The organism is Shimia sp. MMG029, from assembly GCF_027947445.1.
Classification (GTDB): domain Bacteria; phylum Pseudomonadota; class Alphaproteobacteria; order Rhodobacterales; family Rhodobacteraceae; genus Shimia.
In genome coordinates this window covers 397,614-420,538 of record NZ_JAQJIM010000002.1, presented here as the reverse complement: position 1 = coordinate 420,538, position 22,925 = coordinate 397,614, and the positions used below count along the sequence as shown (strand labels likewise).

The 22,925-nt window shown below is 60.5% G+C and carries 21 protein-coding genes and 1 tRNA gene; 15 read left to right on the top strand and 7 right to left on the bottom strand.

What is annotated here, in order from left to right:
- Positions 1-81: 81 nt before the first annotated feature.
- Together PJL69_RS08765 and PJL69_RS08760 are read right to left on the bottom strand one after the other, a co-directional pair.
- On the bottom strand, positions 82-924 hold the full coding sequence (locus PJL69_RS08765) for a sterol desaturase family protein (protein WP_271309307.1): 843 nt from the start codon (positions 922-924) through the stop codon (positions 82-84).
- Positions 924-1,481: a TetR/AcrR family transcriptional regulator gene (locus tag PJL69_RS08760; protein ID WP_271309306.1), complete on the bottom strand. Its 558-nt coding sequence runs from the start codon at positions 1,479-1,481 to the stop codon at positions 924-926. The genes PJL69_RS08765 and PJL69_RS08760 overlap by 1 nt, the downstream gene beginning before the upstream one ends.
- Positions 1,482-1,597: 116 nt before the next feature.
- Here PJL69_RS08760 and PJL69_RS08755 point away from each other — a divergent pair, with 116 nt between their 5' ends.
- The 3 genes from PJL69_RS08755 to PJL69_RS08745 all read left to right on the top strand — a co-directional run bounded on the left by PJL69_RS08755 (position 1,598) and on the right by PJL69_RS08745 (position 3,888).
- Positions 1,598-2,443, top strand: a complete 846-nt coding sequence (locus PJL69_RS08755; RefSeq protein WP_247743354.1) for a methylated-DNA--[protein]-cysteine S-methyltransferase — start codon at positions 1,598-1,600, stop codon at positions 2,441-2,443.
- Between the two features lie 151 nt (positions 2,444-2,594).
- Entirely contained in the window at positions 2,595-3,242 is a 648-nt protein-coding gene (locus tag PJL69_RS08750) for an OmpA family protein (RefSeq protein ID WP_271309305.1), read from the top strand.
- Positions 3,243-3,342: 100 nt separating this feature from the next.
- Complete coding sequence (locus PJL69_RS08745) at positions 3,343-3,888, top strand: NADPH-dependent FMN reductase (protein WP_271309304.1); 546 nt, start codon at positions 3,343-3,345, stop codon at positions 3,886-3,888.
- 138 nt (positions 3,889-4,026) lie between these two features.
- Here PJL69_RS08745 and PJL69_RS08740 read toward each other — a convergent pair whose 3' ends face one another.
- Complete coding sequence (locus tag PJL69_RS08740) at positions 4,027-5,061, bottom strand: NAD(P)/FAD-dependent oxidoreductase (RefSeq protein WP_271309303.1); 1,035 nt, start codon at positions 5,059-5,061, stop codon at positions 4,027-4,029.
- 87 nt (positions 5,062-5,148) lie between these two features.
- Between PJL69_RS08740 and mnmD the strand changes: the two genes are divergently transcribed.
- Both mnmD and PJL69_RS08730 read left to right on the top strand, forming a co-directional pair.
- Positions 5,149-5,826, top strand: coding sequence for a tRNA (5-methylaminomethyl-2-thiouridine)(34)-methyltransferase MnmD (gene mnmD, locus PJL69_RS08735; RefSeq protein WP_271309302.1), 678 nt, complete (start codon positions 5,149-5,151; stop codon positions 5,824-5,826).
- The gene (locus PJL69_RS08730) at positions 5,823-6,689 is read left to right on the top strand and encodes a DMT family transporter (protein WP_271309301.1); all 867 of its coding nucleotides are present in this window, start codon (positions 5,823-5,825) and stop codon (positions 6,687-6,689) included. The genes mnmD and PJL69_RS08730 overlap by 4 nt, the downstream gene beginning before the upstream one ends.
- A gap of 3 nt (positions 6,690-6,692) precedes the next feature.
- Here the strand turns inward: PJL69_RS08730 and PJL69_RS08725 are convergent, their stop codons facing one another.
- A complete protein-coding gene (locus PJL69_RS08725; protein ID WP_271309300.1) occupies positions 6,693-8,645 on the bottom strand; it encodes a lytic transglycosylase domain-containing protein in 1,953 nt (650 codons plus the stop codon).
- 164 nt (positions 8,646-8,809) lie between these two features.
- On the opposite strand from PJL69_RS08725, the gene dapA reads away from it, so the two are divergent.
- The gene (gene dapA, locus PJL69_RS08720; RefSeq protein WP_271309299.1) at positions 8,810-9,682 is read left to right on the top strand and encodes a 4-hydroxy-tetrahydrodipicolinate synthase; all 873 of its coding nucleotides are present in this window, start codon (positions 8,810-8,812) and stop codon (positions 9,680-9,682) included.
- A gap of 107 nt (positions 9,683-9,789) precedes the next feature.
- Here dapA and ubiB read toward each other — a convergent pair whose 3' ends face one another.
- Positions 9,790-11,325, bottom strand: coding sequence for a 2-polyprenylphenol 6-hydroxylase (gene ubiB / locus PJL69_RS08715; RefSeq protein ID WP_271309298.1), 1,536 nt, complete (start codon positions 11,323-11,325; stop codon positions 9,790-9,792).
- Positions 11,322-12,071, bottom strand: coding sequence for a bifunctional demethylmenaquinone methyltransferase/2-methoxy-6-polyprenyl-1,4-benzoquinol methylase UbiE (gene ubiE / locus PJL69_RS08710; RefSeq protein WP_271309297.1), 750 nt, complete (start codon positions 12,069-12,071; stop codon positions 11,322-11,324). Before ubiE ends, ubiB begins: the two co-directional genes overlap by 4 nt.
- 367 nt (positions 12,072-12,438) lie before the next feature.
- On the opposite strand from ubiE, the gene mutM reads away from it, so the two are divergent.
- The 7 genes from mutM (at position 12,439) to PJL69_RS08675 (ending at position 20,491) form a co-directional block, all read left to right on the top strand.
- Positions 12,439-13,290, top strand: a complete 852-nt coding sequence (mutM, locus tag PJL69_RS08705; RefSeq protein ID WP_271309296.1) for a bifunctional DNA-formamidopyrimidine glycosylase/DNA-(apurinic or apyrimidinic site) lyase — start codon at positions 12,439-12,441, stop codon at positions 13,288-13,290.
- Positions 13,291-13,353: 63 nt separating this feature from the next.
- A complete protein-coding gene (locus PJL69_RS08700) occupies positions 13,354-14,130 on the top strand; it encodes an enoyl-CoA hydratase (RefSeq protein ID WP_209097344.1) in 777 nt (258 codons plus the stop codon).
- Between the two features lie 151 nt (positions 14,131-14,281).
- Positions 14,282-15,415 carry a cytochrome-c peroxidase gene (locus PJL69_RS08695; RefSeq protein WP_271309295.1) on the top strand — a complete coding sequence of 378 codons (1,134 nt, stop codon included), beginning with the start codon at positions 14,282-14,284 and terminating at the stop codon, positions 15,413-15,415.
- Positions 15,416-15,544: 129 nt separating this feature from the next.
- Positions 15,545-16,807, top strand: a complete 1,263-nt coding sequence (locus PJL69_RS08690) for an imelysin family protein (RefSeq protein WP_271309294.1) — start codon at positions 15,545-15,547, stop codon at positions 16,805-16,807.
- A gap of 57 nt (positions 16,808-16,864) precedes the next feature.
- On the top strand, positions 16,865-18,385 hold the full coding sequence (locus PJL69_RS08685) for a di-heme oxidoreductase family protein (protein ID WP_441347470.1): 1,521 nt from the start codon (positions 16,865-16,867) through the stop codon (positions 18,383-18,385).
- A complete protein-coding gene (locus PJL69_RS08680; RefSeq protein WP_271309292.1) occupies positions 18,385-19,419 on the top strand; it encodes an imelysin family protein in 1,035 nt (344 codons plus the stop codon). The genes PJL69_RS08685 and PJL69_RS08680 overlap by 1 nt, the downstream gene beginning before the upstream one ends.
- A gap of 1 nt (position 19,420) precedes the next feature.
- Positions 19,421-20,491: a DUF1513 domain-containing protein gene (locus PJL69_RS08675; RefSeq protein WP_271309291.1), complete on the top strand. Its 1,071-nt coding sequence runs from the start codon at positions 19,421-19,423 to the stop codon at positions 20,489-20,491.
- A gap of 131 nt (positions 20,492-20,622) precedes the next feature.
- Here the strand turns inward: PJL69_RS08675 and PJL69_RS08670 are convergent.
- A tRNA-Lys gene (locus tag PJL69_RS08670) sits at positions 20,623-20,698 on the bottom strand.
- A 98-nt stretch (positions 20,699-20,796) separates the two neighbouring features.
- Here PJL69_RS08670 and dapF point away from each other — a divergent pair.
- Together dapF and mtaB are read left to right on the top strand one after the other, a co-directional pair.
- Positions 20,797-21,651 (top strand): diaminopimelate epimerase, encoded by an 855-nt coding sequence (gene dapF, locus PJL69_RS08665; RefSeq protein WP_271309290.1) that lies wholly within the window; start codon positions 20,797-20,799, stop codon positions 21,649-21,651.
- Positions 21,648-22,925 carry a tRNA (N(6)-L-threonylcarbamoyladenosine(37)-C(2))-methylthiotransferase MtaB gene (gene mtaB, locus PJL69_RS08660; RefSeq protein WP_271309289.1) on the top strand — a complete coding sequence of 426 codons (1,278 nt, stop codon included), beginning with the start codon at positions 21,648-21,650 and terminating at the stop codon, positions 22,923-22,925. The genes dapF and mtaB overlap by 4 nt, the downstream gene beginning before the upstream one ends.

The window sequence follows — 22,925 nt, the reverse complement described above, 5'->3', positions numbered from 1 at the left end:
AAGGCTGTCCCGCGCTTTCATATGGGAGGGGCGTGGGGTTTCGCAACCCGCACGCCCCCATGGCACCGCTGAAAGCCCGCGCTACGGCTTCCAGCCCGGAGGACCAAACAGGCGGCCAAACAGCTCGCGTCCAGACTTGGCGCGGGTGATGTCACGCCACAAGGCGGGCAGCTCTGAGAACCACACTTTCACCGGGTTCTGGCTGTCAAAGTCGGTGGTCAGCCCATAGCGCGGGCGTTCTTCTTCCACCTGAAAGCTGCCAAACAGGCGATCCCAGATGATCAGGATTCCGGCATAGTTCTTGTCGATGTATTTGTCGTCACAGCCGTGGTGAACCCGGTGGTGGGACGGCGTGTTCAGGATCCATTCCAGCGGGCCAAGTTTGCCGATCAGTTCCGTATGCAGCCAAGTCTGGTACGCCAGCACCAGAACCACGGAGCCCAACACCACATCCGGGCTGAAACCAACCAGCACCATGGGAATATGGGCGATGAACGACCACAGGCTTTCCAGCGGGCCAAAACGTATGGCGGTGACGATATTATAGTCCCGACTGGAGTGGTGCACGGCGTGTTGGGTCCACAACAGGCGCACGCGATGGGCGATGCGATGCTCCCAATAATAGGTAAGGTCCGCAAGCAGAATGGCGACCACAATCCACGGCCAAGTCGTGGGCAGATGCCAGCTCACCACTGTGTCGCTGAACACATAAAGCCCCACGTAAAGCGCCGTCATCATGCTGGCTTCCACCAGAATGTAAGGCACCTGCGTGGACGCACTGGCCAGCATTTCAAGCCAGGTTTTGCCTTTGAGCGACCCTTTGAACCAGGCCTCCGCGATCTCGATCACCAGAATCGCGATGCCGATGATGAAAAACACCTCATCCACTTGTTGGGCGAGCTCCATAAAGCGTTCAGGCAGCATCATTTGCCTCCTTTCGTGTCGGTGGTAAGGCCGGATGTGAGGGTACGCCACGCCAGCGCGGCGGCCTCTTGGGCTGTGGCGTCGCCGTCGCGCACCACCGTCCAGGCGGCATAGGTGAGCGTTTCATAAGCCTGCACAATCCAGGCGGTGGGCACCGAAGCGTCAAAGCCGCCTTCTGCCTTGGCGGCCTCCACCGCCTCTGCCAGCTCCTCAAGCTGCTGGGTGTAACCGGCGAGGACTTTGGGCACATGATCCAGTGGCTCGTTGGCCAGAAACATCTGCCGGTCTGCCAGCGGGATCATGGCCTCAAGGCTGAGCCGCAGCGCCTCTATATGGCTGTCTGCATCCTGTGTTTTGGCCTCAATCGCAGCGTCAAGTTCCTTCATGGCGGCAATGGCGAGCGCCGCCATCAGCTCGTCGCGCCCTTTGAAATGTCGGTGCAGTGTGGCGCGGCCGATCCCGGCCGCATCTGCCACATCCTGCAACGTGGCTGTGGGGGTTGCGGAAAAGACGGCAAAGCCCGCCTCGATGATTTTGGAGTGTGTTCCATGTGTCATGAGACAAAGATGTCTCATTTTTTCGGAAATTCAAGAGGCAGGCTGAAAATGCGCAATTTTCGGGTCGCTTGCGTTTTTTGCAGCGCCTAGGGTGTCCACAGAAGAGGAGATCCGCCATGAACGACATGAGCGAAGGCTACCACTACAATGTCATGCGCCGTGCCATTGAGCTGATCGATCAGGCTGGCGAAACCATGCCTCTGGAGCAGCTCTCGCAGGAAATGGGGATGAGCCCGGCACATTTTCAGCGGCTGTTCACGCGCTGGGCCGGGGTCTCCCCCAAGCGGTTTCAGCAATATCTGACATTGGGCCACGCCAAAGCCTTGCTGCATGAGCATTTCACCACGCTTGACACCGCCAATTCGGTGGGCTTGTCAGGCTCCGGCCGCCTGCATGATCTCTTCCTGCGCTGGGAGGCGATGAGTCCGGGTGAATATGCCAAACGCGGCGCGGGGCTGACAATCTACTGGGGCTGGTTTGACAGCCCGTTTGGCCTTTCGCTGGTGACAGGCACCGAAAAAGGCATCTGCGGCATCGGTTTTGCAGCGGAGATGGGAGAGGCGGAAACCATCGAAGATCTTTTCTCGCGTTGGCCCAAGGCCAATTTTGTCGAAGACCCAATGTTTCTGCGCCCCTGGGTGCTGGCCGCCTATCAGGCGGAGCGTGCCGAGCTTGATAAAGTACCAGTCTATATGATCGGCTCGGCGCTGCAGATCAAAGTCTGGGAGGCGCTGATGCGTATCCCTTCGGGCGAGGTCACCACCTATTCCGAAATCGCCCGTGTGATCGGCAATCCCAAAGCGGTGCGTGCGGTGGGCACGGCGGTGGGGCGCAATCCGGTGAGCTGGCTCATTCCCTGCCATCGCGCAATGCGCAAATCCGGTGGCCTTGGCGGCTATCACTGGGGCGTGCCGGTGAAACGCGCCCTGCTGGCCTATGAAAGCGCGCGCGCAGAAGCCTGAGCACCGGGGTCAAGACCCATCACAAAGCGGGGATTTCGGCGTCTATTTGCCGACATCGGGCGGCAAAACGCTTGGGCGAGCCTGCGCGATAGCTTATACAGAGGCCAACAGCCGGAAAACCGGCGGCTAAGTTTAATATTGAGGCTTTGATATGCAAAAATTCACCCTGTCCTGCTGTGCGCTGTCTTTGGTGGCTTTGGCCGCCTGTACCGATCCGAACTATGTGACTGGTGCGGGCACTGATCCCAACCGACAAACCAAAAGCGGCGCGATCATTGGCGGCATTCTGGGCGCGGGCCTTGCGGCTGCGACCGACAACAACGCTGCAATCGGGGCGGCTGTGGGCGCCGGTGTTGGCGCGCTGATCGGCAATGAACTCGACAAGCAGGAAGCAGAGCTGCGCGCGCAGTTGGACAGTGACGTACGCATCGAAAACACCGGTGACCGCCTGATTCTGACCATGCCGCAGGACATTCTGTTCGCTGTGGACAGCGTCGAGGTAAGCGCGAGCCTTCAGGATGATCTGGCCAAAGTGGCCAAGAGCCTTGAAGCCTATCCAAATTCCACCGTGCAAATTCTGGGGCACACCGACAACACTGGCGCGGCCAGCTATAACCAGACCTTGTCGGAACGCCGTGCCAATGCGGTCGCGGATGTGCTCTTGAACAATGGCGTCGCCTTTGGCCGTATCGATGCGATTGGCCGCGGTGAGGATCAGCCGATTGCCTCCAACCTCGATGAGGCGGGCCGTCGCCAGAACCGTCGTGTGGAAATCGTGATCCTGCCGACCAGCGCGTAAACGCGGCTCTGCGCATACGCACAGAAAATGTTTGAAAGGCGTCGTTTGTAAACGGCGCCTTTTTGCCTACCTTGAGTCAGTGTGAACAAGGAGGATGATCATGCCCCATAAACTGCTTGGCCTGTCTGGCGCGCTGCGCACGGGCTCGACCAACCGGCTTCTGCTGCGCGAAGCGGCACGCCTGTATGGTGCCACGGACTATGTTGAGGCGGATCTCAACCTGCCGCTTTATGACGGGGATCTGGAGAGCGAAAGTGGCCTGCCCGACGGCGTGAATACGCTTGTGGCCCAGATCGCAGAGGCCGATGCGCTGCTGATCGCCACACCGGAATACAATGCAGGCATCACGGGGGTTCTCAAGAATGCGCTGGATTGGATCAGTCGCCATTCCGAGAAACCGATGGTCGGCAAACCCACGGCCCTGATGAGTGCAGCCGCTGGCCGTGCAGGCGGTGTGCGTGCCCAAACCATGTTGCGCAGCTGTCTGGTGGCCTTTCGCCCCCGCATCACATTGGCCCCGGAATTTGGTCTGGCCAACAGCAGCAATGAATTTGATGCAGACGGTCAATTGACCAGCGAGCACTACACCGCGTCCCTGACCGCCTTAATGGAGGCGCTCAAAGACGACGTCGGGCGCGGTCAGTAAGGCGAGTCAGCATCGTCCCACAACCGTGCAACGCGTGAAAACGGTTTTATAGCCCCCCTCCCGTGAGGAGGGGCCGTGGAAAGGGATTGGGGCTGGTCGGCTTCGCCGCCCATGTGATCGGATTGCAAGGACGAGAGGCTAAAGCGAGGCTTCAGGGCGGAAGGCGTCAGGCACGGCGTCTTTGCCCTCAAGCACCAGATCCGCCATCACTTCCCCAGCTTTTGGCCCCATGCCAAAGCCGATTTTAAAGCCGCCATTGGCGATGAATTCTCCGGCGCGGGTGGGGTGTGCGCCAAGCATCGGCGCACGGCTTTTGGCGCGCGGGCGCACCCCGGCCCAGCGTTCGATCACCTCGGCCTCTTTCAGCACAGGCACCGCCGCATAGGCGCGTGCCAGCACGTCATCAAGCTGCGTATCGGTGCTGGTTGGATCCTCAAAGTCGCGCTCGCTGGTGGAGCCAATGGCCACCGTGCCATCCGCATGGGGCACAATATGCACCGCATCGGCAAAAAGCTGGGGCGCTTGTGACTGATCCAGCCGCAACAGCGCCGCCTGACCTTTGACGCCATTGCCAACCGCTTTGCCCATCTCGCCTGACAGCGCGAGCAGCCCCTCATAGCCGGTGGCCCAGACCACTTGACCCTCCGGCGTGCCTTCTGTGGTGATCTCTGCGCCTTTTGCAGTCAGCGCGGCGGCCAGCGCGGCGCAGGCGCGGCGTGGGAACATGCGGCCTGTCAATGTGTCGTGGATGAGCCAGCCGGTGGGGCTGACCGGGGCCCAGTCGCCTAGGCGCTCCTGTGGCACAATCTCCCATATGGCTTTGCCCTGCCAAAGCTCTTTGGCGCTTTCTGCGCGGGCCTTGGCAAGTGTGAGCGCGTGTTCGTCGCGGATTGGCTGAATGCGTCCGGTGCGGCCATAGCCTGCGCTCACGTCCCCTGCGGTCTCGACCTCCGCCCACCAGCCTTCGGCCATGATTAGGCTGTCAAACTGAAAGGCCTTTTTGACATTCCAGTTCTCCGGCGTGTGCGGCGCCAGCGCGCCCACCAGACCACCGCTTGCGCCTGCGCCCACGCCATTTGGGTCAATCACCCGTACCTTGGCGCCGCGTTTTGCACAGGCCCAGGCCACCGACAGCCCAAAAGCGCCCGCGCCCATCACCGTTACATCCACCATGGTTCCATCCTTGTCTGTGTTGATGCCCATTGCCAAAGCGCGCGTTTGTGGTCAAATGCCGCGCACACCTCCATAAGGCAAAGCATGATGAGCGACCAGCAGGCGGATCTTGAATGGCGGCAGGATGCCATTCCCGTGTCCACACGTTTTGATGACCCTTACTTCAGCCTCGACAACGGGCTGGCCGAGACGCGCCATGTGTTTCTGGCAGGCAATGACCTGCCCGCGCGCTTTGCGCCGAGGTTTCACATCGCCGAACTGGGCTTTGGCACCGGGCTGAACCTCTTGACCACTTGGATGGCCTGGGATCAGGCGGGTGGGCAAGGCCCGCTGCGCTTCACCTCTTTTGAAGCCTTCCCGATGAGCGCGGATGAAATGGCGCGCGCGCTGGCCGCTTTCCCTGAGCTGGGGGACTATGCCGACCGCCTCGTGGCAGCCTATCGCGAAGACCAAACGCTGGCGACGCTCGCGGGCATTGAGGTGCAGGTGGTTGTTGGCGATGCGCGCGCAACACTCGCGGCCATGGATTTTGAAGCAGACGCTTGGTTTCTGGATGGCTTTTCACCGGCCAAAAACCCCGAGCTCTGGGATGAGGCCCTGCTGGCGCAGGTGGGCGCACACACCAAGGCGGGCGGCACAGCGGCGACTTACACAGCCGCAGGCTTTGTGCGCCGCAATCTGGAGGCGGCGGGATTCGCAGTCACGCGCATTCCGGGCTTTGGCCGCAAGCGCCACATGACCCAATGTGTGAAACCCGCCACATGAGCGCTGCCAACAACCGGCTTGGCATTTTGCTGATGTCACTCACCACCTTGGTGTTTGCGCTGCAGGACGGCCTGTCCCGGCATTTGGCCGGCGAATATAACACCTATCTGGTAGTGATGATCCGCTACTGGTTTTTTGCAGCCTTTGTGATTGCGATTTCGGCGCGGCACGCGGGCGGTTTGCGCAAAGTCGCACGCACAGCCTTCCCATGGCTGCAGGTCGGGCGCGGCGCGCTGCTGGCGTTGGAAATCTGTGTGACGGTGCTGGCCTTCACGCTTCTTGGTTTGACAGAAACCCATGCCATTTTCATCTGTTATCCGCTGATGGTTGCCGCGCTCTCCGGCCCGGTGCTGGGGGAGCGTGTCGGCTGGCGGCGCTGGTTAGCAATTGGCCTTGGCGCCGTGGGCGTGATGATCATTCTGAAACCCGGCTCAGGCGTGTTCAGCCCGGCAGCAGCGGTGCCCTTGCTGGGGGCGCTGATGTTTGCCGTTTATGGCCTGATGACCCGTTATGTGGCGCGCAAAGACAGCGCGCAGACCAGTTTCTTTTACACCGGTGTGGTCGGCTGTGTGGTGATGACGGCCATCGGGGTGTTTTACTGGGAACCGATTTCTGGCCCGGATTGGATCTGGATGGCGATTCTGTGTTGCAGCGGCGTCTTTGGCCACTGGCTGTTGATCCGCACCTATGACGTGGCCGAAGCCAGCGCGGTGCAGCCCTTTGCCTATTTGCAACTGCCTTTTGCGGCTGCGCTGGGCATGGCCGCCTTTGGTGAAACGCTGCGCCTCAATGTGGCGATAGGGGCTGCGATTGTGCTGGCCGCTGGCCTGTTCACATGGTGGCGCGAACGACGGGCCAGCTAGCGATCAGTTCAACCGCTGGATGGTGGCGCCCACGATCTCGCGCCCAAATGGCACCGGATGTGGGTCCTTGCCCAGCCGCGCGCGATAAACCGGCAGGCTTTCGGCCACCCGCATCACATAGTTTCGGGTCTCGTTGAACGGAATCATCTCGATCCAGTCGATCATCGCCTCGGTTGAGCCGTCACGCGGATCGCCGTTGTTTTCCATCCAACGCACCGGGCGGTTGGGCCCCGCATTATAGCCCGCGGCAATCATGATGATATTGCCATCAAACTGCTCTGACAGCCGCGCCAGATAGGCGCTTCCCAGACGTGCGTTATAGGCTGGATCCGCTGTCAGATTGCCCAGCACATAGGCTTCGCCCGTTGACTTCGACATCAGCTGCGCCGTGCCCGGCATCAGCTGCATCAACCCGCGTGCGCCCGCGTGGCTCACCACCACCGGGTCAAATTCGCTTTCCCGCCGCGCAATCGCCAGCGACAGCTCCTCGGCGACCGGCAGGCTTTGCTCAGAGAGCGGATGCAGCGGATAATAGGGGCCGGGCAGGGTCACGCCCATCCGCACCATCTGTTTTCCCAGCATCACCGCCACATGCGGCTGGCCCAGATCCAGCGCCATCTGGCCCATCTGCCCCAGCGCTCTGCGATCCTGTGTTTCGCTCAGATGCACCCAGAACCGTTCTGCCAGATCCAGCTCTCCCGCCGCCAGCAACATCCGCGCCGCCTGATGCACGCTGGAGGTGGTCCAGGCGGCCTCTCGCCAATCGGGGAAACGTTCGGTGCCTTTCAGCGCTTGATCATAAGCAATTCCGGCTTTTTCGGCGGCCAGTAGTCCGTAAAAACTGGTCTGATGGGCGCCACCCGCCACATAAGCCTGCTGGGCCGTGGCCATGTCTCCCAACGCTTCATAAGCGCGGCCCATCCAATAGCCCGCGCGCCCCAGCGAAATCGGGGTTTCCACAGCCTGCGCAAACCGCAAGAAATGCGCGGCGGCCTCCTCAGGGCGGTCAAGATAGCGCAGGGCCAGATAGCCCGCGAGCCATTCACAATCGGCATAGGCATAGCCCGCCTCGGGTGTCAGGCGATGGGTCGCAGCCAGCGCATAGGCGGTGCGATAGTTGCCTGCCCGCATCTGGCTGCGGATCAGAGAGCGCCGCCGTGGCGCCCATTCTTCGGGTTCTCCCAAAGTGCCCGCCTCACTGCGTGCCAGAATCAGCTCGATGGCACTCTCGTCGCGGTCCTTGCGGTGACGCCAGACAAAGCGTTCATGGGCCAGGCCAGGATCATTCTGCAAGCTTTCAGGCACGGCATTGATCAGCCCATCGACCCCTTTGGCCATAGCGCGCAGCCCCAGCCGCGCCTTGGCGAGCGCAACCCAGCCATCCGAAACATGGGGGTACATCGCTTCCGAGTTGCTCTGCCAGTTTTTCCACAACATGCTGTCCAGCCGGGCGGTGTGATGGGGCGCAAGCAAATCGCCATATCGTTTGAGATAGTCGGCCTTGGTTTGTGCGTTCATCGCCATGGTGCGCCAGGCCACCACTATGCCCGCTTGCGCGGCGCCTGCCTCTCCGGCCTGTTCCAACATGTGCGCTTGTGCCAACGCGCCTTCGGCCGTCTGCGCGTTGCCATGCACAAAGAAGGACATCGCAATTTCACGGCTCACCCCTTCAAAAGCGGCTTCAGATTGTTTGCGCAGATAGGGCAGGCCGGGCCAGTCGCCGCGCCGATCCAGAAAGGCCAGCACCTGATCCGGGCTGCCTTCGCCTGCGCGCAGACGGTGCCATTCGACGATGTCGCGCGCCACCTGATCGGTGTTGCGCACCGCCCGTGCGGCCCCCTCCCAATCTTTTGCGCGGATAGAGCTCATCGCGGCGCGCAGCTCTTCACGATGCTGGGCGGTGGCGGGCAGGGCCATAAGCAAGGCCACAACAACTGTCAGAAAAAGACGCAACATGGCTTGCATTTTCCCATGCCAAACAGGATAGAACCCGCACGATACGACGCGCCTTCCCCAGCCTCAACTCACAATCTTGGCAAGCGGGCAACTTCCCGCTAGGGTCCGCGCGATTTCATACCACGGGCAATTCCGCCCAGCTGCGCAAAACAAAGGAGCGTGCCATGTTCAAAGGGTCTTACCCCGCACTCGTCACGCCGTTCACGAACGGCGAGCTGGATTTGGAAACGCTCAAGAAACTGGTGGAGTGGCACATCGGCGAAGGCACCAATGGCTTTGTGCCCGTTGGCACCACCGGCGAAAGCCCCACCCTGAGCCATGCTGAGCATGAAGCTGTGGTAGAAGAGGTGGTGCGCGCCGCTGCAGGCCGTGTGCCGGTGATTGCAGGCGCGGGCTCCAACAACACGTTGGAAGCCATCCATCTGGCGCAGCACGCGGAAAAAGTCGGCGCAGACGCCATCCTCGTGGTGACGCCTTACTACAACAAGCCAACCCAGCGTGGCCTGATTGCGCATTTCACCGCGATCCACGATTGCTGCACGCTGCCGATTGTCATCTACAACATCCCGGGCCGTTCGGTGGTCGACATGACCCCGGAAACCATGGGGGAGCTGGCCAAGCTGCCGCGCATTGTGGGTGTGAAAGACGCGACCGGCGATCTGGCCCGCGTAAGCCAGCAACGCGCCACCTGCGGAGCTGACTTTGTTCAGCTGTCCGGCGAAGATGCCACGGCCCTCGGCTTTAACGCCCATGGCGGCGTGGGCTGCATTTCTGTGACGGCAAACGTTGCCCCAAAACTCTGTGCTGAGTTCCAGGCGGCGACGCTGGCGGGCGACTATGCTAAGGCGCTCGAATATCAAGACAAGCTGATGCCACTGCATGAGGCGATCTTTGTCGAGCCGGGTCTTGTGGGCGCAAAATACGCGCTGTCGCGTCTGGGTCTGTGTAACGAGGAGGTGCGCCTGCCGCTCACCTGCCTGACCGATGAAACCAAAGCGCAGATCGACGCAGCCATGGCCCACGCCGGCCTGCTGTAAATCGCACTTGTATAGGGGCTCTTGCCCACAAAGAAGAAGCGCCCCTGGGGCGCTTCTTTTGTTTTGATTTGTTGGTGAAGGTCAGGCCAGATCTCTCAGGCCGGATTTCAGTGCCAGAGCTCGTAGCCCAGACCAATCAGCATTGCGGCGGCAAAAGCCCCGGCCACGGCACCAGACACCACCCAAGGCCAGACCTTTGGGGATGCGGGCTCTTTTTGATCGGATTGTGCAATCAGGGCCGCTTCAACCATCGCAGGCAATCGTGGCCCAAAGCGGGTCATCACACGCGCGGTTTTGGCCAGATCGCGTAGCAGGGCGCGCGGGCCGATGCTTTTCTGAATGTAGGCGCTGACCACGGGTTTGGCGACATCCCAGATGTTGAGATGCGGATCCAGCGAACGGGCCACGCCCTCAACCACAACCATGGTGCGTTGCAGCAGGATCAGCTCGGTGCGGGTTTCCATGCCAAAGCGCTCGGTCACTTCAAACAGGTAGTTGAGCAGCCGACCCATGGAGATATGATCGGCATCCATGCCAAAGATCGGCTCGCCCACCGCGCGCAGGGCGCGGGCAAATTCATCCACATCCTGATCCGCAGGCACATAGCCGGCTTCAAAATGCACCTCGGCCACGCGTTTGTAATCGCGCTGGATGAAGCCAAACAGGATCTCCGCGTAAACCCGGCGGGTGTATTCATCGATGTGGCCCATGATGCCAAAGTCATAGGCGATGATATCGCCATTGGCGGCGACCTTCATGTTGCCCTGATGCATATCCGCGTGGAAATACCCGTCGCGCAGCGCGTGGTTCAGGAACAGCTCCAGCACCCGCGCGCCCAGTTTGGCGCGGTCATGGCCTGCGGCATCTAATGCGTCATTGTCCCCAATTGGGGTGCCTTCCGCCCAGCCCAGCGTCATCACGCGTTTTGCAGAATAGGCCCAGTTGATGGTGGGTACCTGAAACATTTCATCGTCTTGGGTGTTGGCCCCAAACTCGCTGGCCGACGCGGATTCCAGCCGCAGATCCAGCTCGCCTGTGACCACGCCGTCAAAATGCTCAATCACCTCCATCGGGCGCAGACGACGCGAGGCTGGTGAGAGCGAGGCAATCACATTGGCGGCAAAGTAAAACGCATCCACATCCTTGCGGAAGGCCCGCTCAATGCCGGGGCGCAGCACCTTCACAGCCACCTCTTCACCTGTCGCAGCCAAACGTGCGCGATGCACCTGCGCGATTGAGGCTGCTGCGACCGGTTCGGAAAACTCTGAGAAGATCTCATCCGCATTCACGCCCAGCTCCTGCTGCACGGCGGCCTTGGCCTCTGCCACAGAAAACGGCGGCAGCTTGTCCTGCAACACGCGCAACTGGGTGGCCAGATCGCCGCCCACCACATCGGGGCGGGTGGAGAGCACCTGACCAAATTTGATGTAGGCCGGGCCAAGCGCAGTCAGCGCGCGCGGCAGGGGCGGGGCCTCAGGGTCGCCTTTGATCGCCAGCCACTGAAATGGCCAGGCCAGCCCGCGCAGCACCATGCGCACATGACGCGGCGCTTCAAACGCATCCAGTACCACGCCCATGGCGCCGGTGCGCTCCAGCGTGGCACCGGTGCGGATCAGGCGAATGATATTGTGGGGGCCTCTCACAGTTTCCAGCCCGAATGCAGCGCCGCGATGCCCATGGTCAGGTTGCGGTATTTCGCGTTCTCAAACCCAGCGGTCTTGACCATATCAAGGAAGGTGTCCTGATCCGGGAATTTGCGAATGCTCTCCACCAGATACTGGTAACTGTCGCGGTCATTGGCGATCACCTGCCCCATGCGCGGAATGATGTTGAAGGAATAGAGGTCATAGACCTTCTGCATCATGTCATTTGGGATCTGGGAAAATTCCAGCACCATCAGGCGGCCACCGGGCTTCAGCACACGAAACGCCTCATTCAGCGCCTCTTGCGGGCGGGTCACATTCCGGATGCCAAAACTGATCGTGTAAACATCAAAGCTGTTGTCGGCAAAAGGCAGCGCCATCGCGTCGCCCACCACCCAATCAAGGCTGTCCGCCATATGATCGGCCTCAGCCCGCTTGCGCCCTTCCACCAGCATTGGCTCGGTCAGGTCACAGACAGTGGCATGGCCGTGGCCCGCCCGTTTGAGGAATTTGAAAGAGATGTCGCCGGTGCCACCCGCCACATCCAGCAGGCGCTGGCCGGGGCGCGGCGCAAGCCAATCCATCATCGCGTCTTTCCAGATGCGGTGGATGCCCATCGACATCACATCATTCATCACATCGTATTTGGAGGCCACCGAGCCAAAAACGCCCTGCACACGGCCAGCTTTCTCGCTTTCCGGCACGGTTTCAAAGCCGAAATGGGTGGTGTTGTCGTTGTTCGCCATCACGCGCAATCCTCTTGGTTGCTCTCTACATATAGAGCGTGTGGAACGGGTACAATGCGTCGAATTGGTGTTGCTTTGGCGGGGCACGTTTGTCCCGCTTGCATCACAAGCTTGGCTGCACCCACCCAGGCAGACACCGCCCTATCGTTATGCCACAGCCTCAGCTACAACCGCTAAAGCGTCGTCCTTTAATCTAAACCGCTCGAACTTCATCATCTCGCCGGAGGCGAAGCCGACCAGCCCCCGACCCTCCCCCAGAGAGGGGGCTTCACCCCCACCCAGGGCCGGGGACTGGTCTATGTGACTGATTTCAGGCGTTCCAGATTTATTGGGCGATCCTCTAAAACACGCGCAACAGGAAAGCCAAATGCCCGAACTCCCCGAAGTTGAAACCGTCCGTCGCGGCCTGCAACCGGCCATGGAAGGTGCGGTGATTGCCAATGCGGCGGTGAACCGCCCCGATCTGCGCTGGCCATTTCCGGAGCGTATGTCTGAGCGGCTGACCGGAGCGAAAGTCCTGCGGCTGCGCCGCCGCTCCAAATACATTCTGGCGGATCTTGATACAGACGAGTCGCTGCTGATCCATCTGGGCATGTCCGGGCGCATGACGGTGTCGGGCGACCCTCTGGGCCAGTTTGCCCATGACCACCCACAGGCCGAGAAACACGACCACGTGGTCTTTGACATGGACAATGGCGCGCGCGTCACTTTCAACGATCCCCGCCGCTTTGGCGCGATGGATCTGCTGCCGCTTGAAACCGCCGAAACCCACCCGCTTCTGGCCAAGCTGGGGCCGGAGCCTTTGGGCAATGACTTTCACGAATCCTACCTTGTCGAGCAGCTCTCAGGGCGTAACACGCCGATCAAATCCGCCCTGCTCGATCAGCGCATCGTGGCGGGCCTTGGCAACATCTATGTCTGCGAGGCGCTCTATCGCGCAGGGATAGCGCCAAAACGCAAGGCAGGCGCCATTTCCAAAGAGCGCACACAGTCTCTTGTGCCGATCATCCGGCAGGTCCTCGCAGAGGCGATTGAGGCCGGGGGCAGTTCGCTGCGTGACTTTCGTCAGGCGGATGGGGAACTGGGGTATTTTCAACACAGCTTTGATGTCTATGGACGGGAGGGTGAACCCTGCAAAACCCCTGCCTGCACAAGCAAAATAAGCCGAATCACCCAGTCTGGCCGCTCATCTTTCTATTGCGCGCAATGCCAAAGATAACTTGATCGAATTGCCTCAAATGGTAAGGAATCACTCCTGACCGGAACAATGAAAGCATCACTCATGGCTTTTGAGACGATCATCGTCGAAATCGAAGAGCACGTCGCCCTTATCAAGCTCAACCGCCCTGACGCGCTCAATGCGCTCAGCCAACAGCTGGTGGGGGAATTGCTGGAAGCGCTGCAAAGCGCGGACAAAAACGACAAAGTCCGCTGCATCGTCCTGACCGGCTCTGAGAAAGCCTTCGCCGCAGGCGCTGACATCAAAGAAATGTCGGAAATGAGCTTTGCGGATGTGAACCTGTCCAACCTCTTTGCTGAGTTTGGCGACCGCATTCAGGATATTCGCAAGCCGGTGATCGCGGCAGTGTCCGGCTATGCGCTGGGCGGCGGCTGTGAGCTGGCGATGGCCTGTGATTTCATCATCGCGGCTGAGAACGCGAAATTTGGCCAGCCGGAAATCAATCTGGGTGTGATTGCCGGGATCGGCGGCAGCCAGCGTCTGACCCGTGCGGTGGGCAAAGCCAAATCCATGGATATGAACCTGACCGGGCGTTTCATGGATGCCGCAGAGGCAGAGCGTTCTGGCCTTGTGAGCCGGGTTGTGCCACCCAAAAAGCTGATGGAAGAAGCGATGGGCGCGGCCCAGAAGATCGCAGAGAAATCGCTGATCGCCAGCCAGACCGCCAAAGAGGCCGTGAACCGCAGCTTTGAAACCACCCTGCGCGAAGGCCTGCTGTTTGAGCGTCGGGCGTTCCATTCGCTGTTTGCCACCGAAGATCAGACCGAAGGCATGGCCGCCTTTGTTGAAAAGCGTGAACCACAGTTCCGCGACCGCTGATCGCAATTGGTGCATCACAGGTTACGAAGGCCGCCCTCTGGGGCGGCTTTTTTGTTGGCGGTTTGGCCCCCCTGCGACAATGGGCACAGATTGACTCTGACGGCACGCGGCGTGAGAACCTGATAAAACAACTCAGCCAATGGAGTGCGTCATGAAATGCGTGTTGGCCTCTTTCGTCTTCTTTGCTTTTGGGTCCGGTGTGGCACTTGCCCAATCCGATGTGCCGCAAACGCTGGAAGACTTGGGCGCGCTTCTGTTTTTTGACGTGAATTTATCGGCCAACCGCACGCAGTCCTGCGCCACGTGTCACAGTCCTGACTTTGGTTTCGCAGATCCACGCGGGATGGCATCGATTGGGGATGATGGCGTGTCACTCGGGGATCGCAACGCCCCCAGCGCCACTTATGCAGCGTTTTCCCCAGCGTTTCACCAGAATGAAGATGGCAACTGGGTCGGTGGCCAGTTCTGGGATGGCCGTGCGGCGGGGCTTGCCGCGCAGGCGGGCGGGCCGCCGACCAATCCTGCGGAAATGGGGATGAAGGACGCAGCTGCCGTTGTTGCGCGTTTGTCCGAAAACGCAGTCTATGAACAAGCGTTCGCGACCCTGTTTGCACCTGATACGCTGGCAACGGCAGAAGCTGGGTATGCGGCGATGACGCAAGCGCTTGCCGCCTTTGAGCAAACCGAGCTATTCGCCCCATTTGACAGTAAATATGACCGTTTCCTGCGCGGCGAAGCAGAATTGACCCGCGAAGAGGATCTGGGGCGGGTGTTATTCTTTTCGCAGCAGTTCACCAATTGCAACCTCTGTCATCAGCTGCGTCGCAGTGCGACCGATCCGCGCGAGACCTTCACCAACTACAAGTTCCACAACATTGGTGTGCCAGAGAACACCACGCTGCGTGCGGCCAATGGGGTGGAACTGGGCACTGTGGATCTTGGTTTGATGAACAACCCTGCGGTTGGCGGCGATTCAGATCAACGCGGCAAATTCAAAACCCCCAGCCTGCGCAATGTCGCGGTGACGGGCCCCTATATGCACAACGGCGTGTTCGAAGATCTGCGCACGGTGGTTCTGTTTTACAATCGCTACAACACCTTTGATGAGGCGCGACAAATCAACCCAGAGACGGGCGAACGGTTTGGCCGACCTGCAATGCCCGCAACACTCGCGGTCAAAGAGCTCACACACGGTCCCGCCCTTGATGATCGACGTGTTGACGCAATTGTGGCCTTCCTGAAGACCCTGACCGACGCGCGCTATGAGACGCTTCTGGAGCGTTAATCTATATTTTCAAGGTATGTTTGTTGGCCTTCTCGCCCAAAAAGTGAATACCTAGTGAAACAATAAGGATTGACCTTTCTGAGTAATTTTCTCAGTAATGCGCGAGAGTTCAACCTTGGGATCGAGTTTATGACACGTGCATTTCTGACCACAACCGCGGCCGTTATGGCCTTCGCCGCTCCGGCCTTTGCTGCCACCAAAGCGGACGTTCTGACCAACTACGCCGATATTGCTGCGGCAAAATACGAAGACAGCCTGACCACCGCGAAAACCCTGCAAGCCGCAGTGAACGCGCTGGTGGAAGCGCCTTCTGCTGAGGCGCTGCAAGCCGCCAAAGACGCATGGCTGGCCTCCCGCGTGCCCTATCAGCAGACCGAAGTCTACCGCTTTGGCAACGCCATCGTTGATGACTGGGAAGGCAAAGTGAACGCATGGCCGCTGGACGAAGGTCTGATCGACTATGTGGACGCCTCCTACGGTGGTCCAACCGATGAGAACCCGCTGGCGGCGCTGAACGTTGTGGCAAACGCAACGCTCGACATCTCCGGCACCTCTGTGGATGCCACCAACATCACACCTGAGCTGCTGGAAAGCACCCTGCACGAAGCAGATGGTGTTGAGGCAAACGTGGCCACCGGCTACCACGCCATCGAATTCCTGCTCTGGGGTCAGGACCTGAACGGCCACGCCCATGGCGCAGGCGCGCGTTCCTGGACCGATTTCGCATCCGGTGACGACTGCACCGGCGGCAACTGTGACCGTCGCGCAGCCTACCTGAAAGCAGCCACCGACCTGCTGGTGAGCGATCTGGAATGGATGGCGGCACAATGGGTTGACGGCGGCGAAGCACGCACGGCTGTGACCGGTGACGAAGACGCAGGCATCGTGGCCATCCTGACCGGCATGGGCTCCCTGTCCTATGGCGAGCAAGCCGGTGAGCGTATGCGCCTTGGCCTGCTGCTGAACGATCCAGAAGAAGAGCATGACTGCTTCTCTGACAACACCCACAACAGCCACTACTATGACGGCCTGGGCATCCAGAACGTCTACCTTGGCGAATATGTGCGTGTGGATGGCTCCCTCGTGTCCGGCGCGTCCCTGTCTGATCTGGTGGCCGAAGCCGACGCGGGCCTTGATGCAGAGCTGAAAGGCAAACTGTCTGACACCATGCTGGGTCTGGGCCGCATCAAAACCGCCGCTGAATCCGGCTTCTCCTATGACCAGATGCTGGAGCGCGGCAACGAAGCCGGCGAAGCGCTGGTGATGGGCGGCGTGAACGGCCTTGTTGAGCAGACCAAATCCATCGAAGCCGCTGTGGCTGCGCTGGGTCTGGACCAGCTGGCATTCGAAGGCTCCGACAGCCTCGACAATCCGGACGCAGTATTCGAATAATACCACCCAACAACAGGGGGCGGGATGGTCCCGCCCCCTTTTCTTTCTGTAGCGACGATGCCAGCCAAACCCTTTCTTCTAGCCGCGGCATTCGGAACCCTTGCGGGCGCAGCAGGCGCGCAAGAGCTGGATGACCGACACCTGAACATTGTGCCGCGCACCGCCAAAGAGGCCGCGCGCATTGCCAAAGTCACGGCGCCGCCCACTGATTTCTCCAAACCCCAGAAATTTGAAAGCCGCCCCGGTGGCGCAGCTTCCGTGCCTGTGCGCCGCGACAATCTGGTGTTTGATCAACCCTCCGCAAATCTCGACATCGACGCCGGGCTGGATTTCCGCCTTGGCGAGGCGATGTTTGACAAGCTTTGGGTGTCTTCTCCCACTTCCACGCTGGCCTCTGATGGCCTTGGTCCGCTCTACAATGCGCGCGCTTGCCAAAGCTGCCATATGCGCGGGGGGCGTGGCCATGCGCCCGAGGGGCCCGAAGATGACGCAATCTCCTTTGCCCTGAAACTTTCCATCCCAGGCACACAGTCCGAGCAGATCTATGAGATAGCGGAGTTTGTCGGCACCCGGCCAGAGCCCAATTATGGCCGCCAAATTCAGGATTTCAGCCTGCCCGGCCAACCGGCAGAGGCGCGGCTTGAAGTCACCTATGAAACCTTTGAGGTGGCGCTGTCTGGTGGCGAGGTTGCGACCCTGCGCCGCCCCACCGCCACCGCACAGGATCTGGGCTATGGGGATTTTCACCCCGACACGATGTTCAGCGCGCGCGTGGCCCCTCAGATGATTGGTCTTGGTCTGCTGGAGGCCATTCCTGCTGCGGATATTCTCGCCAACACAGACCCTGACGACGTGGATGGCGATGGCATTTCGGGCCGCGCCAATATCGTCTGGTCGCGTGAGTTTCAGCGCCCGATGCTGGGCCGGTTCGGCCTGAAGGCAGGCGCCCCAACCTTGCGCCAGCAAACCGCCGGCGCCTTTGCCACAGACATTGGCATCTCCAGCCCGCTGTTCACCAAAGGTCACGGCGATTGCACCGAGGCGCAGCAGGCCTGCGTCAACGCCATCCATGGCGACAAAGACGTGCGCGTTTTTGAGGTAGATGACGTTGGGCTCGACCTCACCACCTTTTACAGCGCCAATCTCGCCGTGCCGATGCGCCGCGATGTGGACGCCCCCGAGGTGCTGCGCGGCAAAGAGGTCTTTCACGACACCGGCTGTGCCAGTTGTCACCGCCCGGCCTATGTCACCCACCGCCTTGTCGATCAGCCTGCCCAGAGCTTTCAGCTGATCTGGCCCTACACGGATATGCTGCTGCATGACATGGGCGAGGATCTGGCCGACAACCGCCCCGAAGCCCGCGCAACAGGCCGCGAATGGCGCACGCCCCCGCTCTGGGGTGTGGGGCTGACCGAACGTGTCTCTGGTCACAGCGACTTCCTGCACGATGGCCGCGCCCGCTCGCTGCTGGAGGCCGTGCTCTGGCATGGCGGCGAGGCGCAGCCGATGAAAGAGCGCGTCATTGCCATGCCCCCCGCTGACCGCGACGCCCTGATCCGTTTTCTGGAGAGTCTTTGATGCTGAAATCCTTTGCTTTTGTGGCCAGCTTTGCCCTCACGGCCCCTGCCTTTTCCCAAGAGGCTGTGCGCGTTGATCAGGGCGCCTTGGTTGAGGCTGCGGTGGCGCAGCACATACTGCCGGGGTTTGAAGCGCTTGCAACAACCACTCTGGCGCTGAGTGCGGCCGCTGAGACAGAGTGCAGCTCCACCTCAGAACCGCTGCGCGCCGCCTTCCACACGGCGTTTGACGCCTGGATGGGCGTCAGTCACCTGCGTTTTGGCCCCACTGAGGTGGATGAGCGCGCCTTTGGTCTGGCGTTCTGGCCCGACACCAAAGGGTTCACCCCCAAAGCGCTGGGCCGCCTGATTGCAGATGAGGATCCGGTGATCGCGGACGCAGCCGAATTCCAAACGGTTTCTGTCGCCGGGCGGGGCTTCTTTGCGCTCGAGCAGCTGCTTTATGACCCCCGCATCAGCACGCTGGGTGCGCCTGACTATCATTGCGCTCTGGTGCGCCGAGTCGCGGCGGACATCGCTCTGTCCTCAGGCGCGATCCATACGGATTGGGTGAACGGCTTCGCCACCCTTCTGACAGAGCCGTCAGAGAGCGGATCTTATGAAACCGATGCCGAGTCGCTGCAGGTGATCTACAAGGCGCTGGATTCCGGGCTGCAATTTGACGCTGAGGTGCGCCTTGGCCGCCCGCTTGGCTCCTTTGACAAACCGCGCCCCACCCGCGCAGAGGCGCGCCGCTCAGGCCGCAGCCTGCGCAATGTGACCGTGTCCACCGCAGCCCTTGCAGAGCTGGCGCACATTCTATCCGCAGAGAGCGACACCATCCGCGCTGACTACAGCGCAGCCTTTGCGCTCATTCAGGAGCAGGCGACGGACTTGCAGGATGATCCTGTCTTTGCCGGTGTGAAAGAGGTGCAGGGCCGTTTCCGGGTGGAGATCCTACAACAGTACATCAACCGCGCGTGGGACATCACCACGCTTGAACTGGGTCCGGCCTTGGGGGTCAGCGCAGGGTTTAACGCGCTGGATGGCGACTAGAATGGTCAGCCGACGCCGTGTGCTGGCCGGTCTTGCCGCCAGCAGTCTTTTGCCCTCCGCTGGCTGGGCGAGCGTCGGCGCACCTGCCTTTCTGTCCGCTGCACGCGCCCCGGACGGGCAGTTTGTGCTCACCGGCCTGACAGAGACCGGTGACATCAGCTTCACGATTCCTCTGCCCGCACGCGGTCATGCCGCTGCGGCACATCCCACGCGTGCCGAGGCGGTTGCCTTCGCCCGCCGCCCCGGCACCTTTGCGCTGGCGCTGGATTGTCGCGATGGCACCGTGCTTGCCCGACTCAACGCGCCAGAGGGGCGCCACTTTTATGGCCATGGGGCGTTTTCCCCGAACGGCACGCAGCTGTTCACCACAGAGAACGACTATGAGGCCGGTCTCGGCGTGATTGGCGTCTGGGATGTGGGAGCGGGCTACAAACGTCTGGGCGAGGTCTCCTCGGGCGGCGTTGGCCCGCATGAGATGCGGCTGATGCCAGACGGGCAGAGCCTTGTGGTCGCCAATGGCGGCATTGAAACCCATCCCGATATGGGGCGTGCCAAACTCAACATTCCGACCATGGCCCCCAATCTCTGCTATCTGGATTTTTCTGGCACGATTGTTGAAACCGCGTCGCTGCCAGCCACCTTTCACAAAAACTCCATCCGCCACCTCGCCTTACACAGCGACGGCACCGTGGCGCTGGCAATGCAGTGGCAGGGCGCAGAGGGGGCCGCACCGCCGCTGCTGGGTCTACACCGGCGTGGAGGCCCCATCACCCTGCTGGCGGCCCCTGAGCGCCTCCACGGCGCTCTTGATGGCTATGCAGGCAGTGTGGCGATCTCTGGTGATGGCCGCGAGGTGGCGATCACCTCCCCACGTGGTGGGGTTGTGCATGTGTTTGATCTGGCCAGCGGCACTTTTCTGCGTGGGGTGGATCAGGAAGACGTCTGTGGAATCGGCGCGCGTGCAGCGGGATTCTTTTTCACCACTGGTACGGGCGCAGTGGGCGCGCTGGGCGACTCGGTGCGTCAGCAACCAGTGCAATTTGACAACCACCTCGTGCCCATCGGCATGTAAGGTCGCCGCACAGGACAATCTCTAGCTTTGCGGGGTGTTTGCGGGGAGAGTGCAGGCACCATGTCCTAGAAAAGCGAAAACCGGCAGCGAAATCGCTGCCGGTTTTTCGTTTACCGATCAATCGGTTAAAGTGGTGAGCCGTGTAGGATTCGAACCTACGACCCACTGATTAAAAGTCAGTTGCTCTACCAACTGAGCTAACGGCCCACTCTGTGAGGGCGGCTTTTAGAGTTAGCTACGGGGGGGGTCAAGCGGATTCTGAGAAAAAAATCGCACCACTGGAAATTAATTTGTGGCGGGCGTATATGCGCGCCATGGATACACGTGCTCAAACCCCTATTTCCTTCATGAAAATGCATGGTCTCGGCAATGATTTTGTCGTGGTGGATGCACGCGCGCGCACTTTTGCGCTGACAGAAAATCAGATCATGGCGATTTCTCATCGGCAAAAAGCTGTGGGATTCGATCAGCTTGCGGTGATCACTCATGGCGCGACAGGCAGCAATGCGGATGCACATCTGACGTTTTACAACGCAGATGGCTCCACCTCTGCGGCCTGTGGCAATGCCACCCGCTGTATTGCCCGTCATCTGATGGACGAATCCGGCGCCAGCGCGCTGACCCTCACCACAGATCGCGGCACGCTGTTTGCGCGCGAGGCAGGCGACAGGCTGGTTTCAGTGAACATGGGCCATCCGCAGCTGATCTGGGATGAGATTCCCCTCTCTCATGAGATGGACACGCTAGAGCTGCCCATTGACGGTACCCCAACCGCCACCGGCATGGGCAACCCTCATTGCACTTTCTTTGTTGAGGATGTTGCCGCTGTGGATCTGGCGGGTTTTGGCGCAGCGCATGAACACCATCCCCTCTATCCCGAGCGCACCAATGTTCAGGTCGCGCAGATTGTGGGGGAAAATCACATCCGTATGCGGGTCTGGGAGCGGGGTGTGGGCATCACGCTGGCCTCTGGCTCCTCAAGCTGCGCCACCGCCGTGGCTGCCGCGCGCCGGGGCCTCACAGGCCGTAAGGTGCAGATTGATCTGGACGGCGGCACGCTGTGGATCGAGTGGGCCGAAGATGGCGTCTGGATGACGGGCGCGACCGAGCATGTCTTCACCGGCGAATTCACCGCTGCCTTTCTGGAGCGCGCCAAATGACTGTCGCCCCGCCAAAGTTCACCACGCTTGGCTGCCGTCTGAATTCTTACGAATCTGAGGCGATGAAAGACATGGCGCAGTCTGCTGGGCTGGAAAACGCCGTGATCGTGAACACCTGCGCGGTGACCGCAGAGGCAGTGCGCAAGAGCCGTCAGGAGATTCGCCGCCTGCGCCGTGAAAATCCGGATGCGAAAATCATCGTCACTGGCTGCGCGGCACAAACAGAGCCGGAGACCTTCGCTGCCATGGGCGAGGTCGACAAGGTGGTCGGCAACACCGAAAAGATGCAGCCCGGCACATGGCAGGATATGGCCCGCCCCCGCGGCCCGGATTTCATTGGTGAGACCGAAAAGGTACAGGTGGACGACATCATGTCCGTCACCGAAACCGCAGGCCACTTGATTGATGGCTTTGGCACCCGCTCGCGCGCCTATGTGCAGGTGCAAAACGGCTGTGACCATCGTTGCACCTTCTGCATCATTCCCTATGGCCGGGGCAATTCGCGCTCTGTCCCGGCCGGTGTGGTGGTCGATCAGATCAAGCGGCTTGTGGACAAAGGCTTTAATGAGGTGGTGCTGACCGGTGTGGATCTCACAAGTTGGGGCGCGGATCAGCCGATGCAGCCAAAGCTTGGCGATCTGGTGATGCGCATTCTGAAGCTCGTGCCGGATCTGCCGCGCCTGCGCATCAGCTCGATTGACAGCATCGAGGTCGATGAAAACCTGATGATGGCAATCGCAACCGAGCCGCGTCTGATGCCGCATCTGCATCTCAGCCTGCAACATGGCGATGATCTGATTCTGAAACGCATGGCGCGGCGTCATCTGCGCGATGATGCGATTCGGTTCTGTGAAGAGGCCAAAAAACTGCGCCCCGCCATGACCTTTGGCGCGGACATCATCGCAGGCTTCCCCACCGAAACAGACGCGCATTTTGCCAATTCACTGAAGCTTGTGGAGGACTGCGACCTCACGTGGCTGCATGTCTTCCCCTATTCCAAACGCGAAGGCACGCCAGCGGCGAAAATCCCCAGTCAGGTCAATGGCAAGGTGATCAAAGCCCGCGCCGCAGAGCTGCGCGCGGCAGGCGAGGCCAAGGTGGCCCGGCATTTGGCTGCTCAGCTGGGAAAAACCCATAAGGTGTTGATGGAAAACGCCCATATGGGCCGCACAGAACAGTTCACCGAGGTTAAGTTTGATGCGCTGCAACAGGAAGGCGCGATTGTCACGGCGGCGATCACCGCTGTGCAGGGCACGCAACTGCTGGCATCATAA

Bases quoted from the DNA above. Each gene is read 5' to 3' on its own strand.
- PJL69_RS08695 (WP_271309295.1), top strand. From the start codon at position 14,282: ATGAAATGCGTGTTGGCCTCTTTCGTCTTCTTTGCTTTTGGGTCCGGT.
- PJL69_RS08750 (WP_271309305.1), top strand. From the start codon at position 2,595: ATGCAAAAATTCACCCTGTCCTGCTGTGCGCTGTCTTTGGTGGCTTTG.
- mtaB (WP_271309289.1), top strand. From the start codon at position 21,648: ATGACTGTCGCCCCGCCAAAGTTCACCACGCTTGGCTGCCGTCTGAAT.
- PJL69_RS08755 (WP_247743354.1), top strand. From the start codon at position 1,598: ATGAACGACATGAGCGAAGGCTACCACTACAATGTCATGCGCCGTGCC.
- PJL69_RS08700 (WP_209097344.1), top strand. From the start codon at position 13,354: ATGGCTTTTGAGACGATCATCGTCGAAATCGAAGAGCACGTCGCCCTT.
- dapA (WP_271309299.1), top strand. From the start codon at position 8,810: ATGTTCAAAGGGTCTTACCCCGCACTCGTCACGCCGTTCACGAACGGC.
- PJL69_RS08745 (WP_271309304.1), top strand. From the start codon at position 3,343: ATGCCCCATAAACTGCTTGGCCTGTCTGGCGCGCTGCGCACGGGCTCG.
- PJL69_RS08765 (WP_271309307.1), bottom strand. From the start codon at position 924: ATGCTGCCTGAACGCTTTATGGAGCTCGCCCAACAAGTGGATGAGGTG.
- mnmD (WP_271309302.1), top strand. From the start codon at position 5,149: ATGAGCGACCAGCAGGCGGATCTTGAATGGCGGCAGGATGCCATTCCC.
- PJL69_RS08730 (WP_271309301.1), top strand. From the start codon at position 5,823: ATGAGCGCTGCCAACAACCGGCTTGGCATTTTGCTGATGTCACTCACC.
- ubiE (WP_271309297.1), bottom strand. From the start codon at position 12,071: ATGGCGAACAACGACAACACCACCCATTTCGGCTTTGAAACCGTGCCG.
- PJL69_RS08675 (WP_271309291.1), top strand. From the start codon at position 19,421: ATGGTCAGCCGACGCCGTGTGCTGGCCGGTCTTGCCGCCAGCAGTCTT.
- mutM (WP_271309296.1), top strand. From the start codon at position 12,439: ATGCCCGAACTCCCCGAAGTTGAAACCGTCCGTCGCGGCCTGCAACCG.
- PJL69_RS08725 (WP_271309300.1), bottom strand. From the start codon at position 8,645: ATGTTGCGTCTTTTTCTGACAGTTGTTGTGGCCTTGCTTATGGCCCTG.
- PJL69_RS08740 (WP_271309303.1), bottom strand. From the start codon at position 5,061: ATGGTGGATGTAACGGTGATGGGCGCGGGCGCTTTTGGGCTGTCGGTG.
- PJL69_RS08690 (WP_271309294.1), top strand. From the start codon at position 15,545: ATGACACGTGCATTTCTGACCACAACCGCGGCCGTTATGGCCTTCGCC.
- PJL69_RS08760 (WP_271309306.1), bottom strand. From the start codon at position 1,481: ATGACACATGGAACACACTCCAAAATCATCGAGGCGGGCTTTGCCGTC.
- PJL69_RS08680 (WP_271309292.1), top strand. From the start codon at position 18,385: ATGCTGAAATCCTTTGCTTTTGTGGCCAGCTTTGCCCTCACGGCCCCT.
- PJL69_RS08685 (WP_441347470.1), top strand. From the start codon at position 16,865: ATGCCAGCCAAACCCTTTCTTCTAGCCGCGGCATTCGGAACCCTTGCG.
- dapF (WP_271309290.1), top strand. From the start codon at position 20,797: ATGCGCGCCATGGATACACGTGCTCAAACCCCTATTTCCTTCATGAAA.